Origin of the sequence: Herbiconiux daphne, assembly GCF_024979295.1 — a bacterium.
GTDB lineage: Bacteria > Actinomycetota > Actinomycetes > Actinomycetales > Microbacteriaceae > Herbiconiux > Herbiconiux daphnes.
In genome coordinates this window covers 1-560 of the sequence record NZ_JANLCJ010000673.1, presented here as the reverse complement: position 1 = coordinate 560, position 560 = coordinate 1, and the positions used below count along the sequence as shown (strand labels likewise).

Sequence of the window (560 nt, the reverse complement as noted above, 5' to 3'; positions counted from 1 at the left end):
ATATAGGTAGTTGTATAGTGTACAGGAGTATCTTTAATACCATCCTGTGCCGCTGGTTGTGGTGCAGGTAGATTATGAGTTACCGTCTCTACCGGAACCCCTGTAGGGTCGTTATGGCCTTGTGCCATTGTATCAGTATTTTTCGTGATAACAGTGGTGCTTACTGGCTGTCCGATTACATCCGGGTTAACAATCATCGGTGTTGATGGGCGCTGAGCCTGAACCATGTTCTGATTACGAATAACAGTTGTGCTATCGCCTGCAAAGGTTCCCTTAATATCTGGAGCCTTAGCCCAAACGCCGCCGCCCTGTGTCTGTTTCTGAGGTGTTTTAATGACAGGTGCAGCCGGATTAGCATGGGCTACTGCTGGTAATGGTTGTGGTACTTTTGCAACATATGCAGGCGGTGTAGCGTGGATAGCTTTAAAGCCAGTTGCTTTTCCACTTTTTGGGATTGAAAGAGAATCATCCGGCACAGAGGCAGGGGCTGCGCTATCGGGATGGCCATCAATGAATTTAACTTCTCCTGTGTAGGGGGAAGGGTTCGTAAGTTCATCAAA

The 560-nt window shown here is 47.7% G+C and carries 1 protein-coding gene; it reads right to left on the bottom strand.

Annotation, left to right across the window (positions count from 1 at the left end; genetic code table 11):
- The coding region (locus tag N1032_RS27065) for a hypothetical protein (RefSeq protein WP_259543791.1) at positions 1-560 on the bottom strand (560 nt) is incomplete at both ends.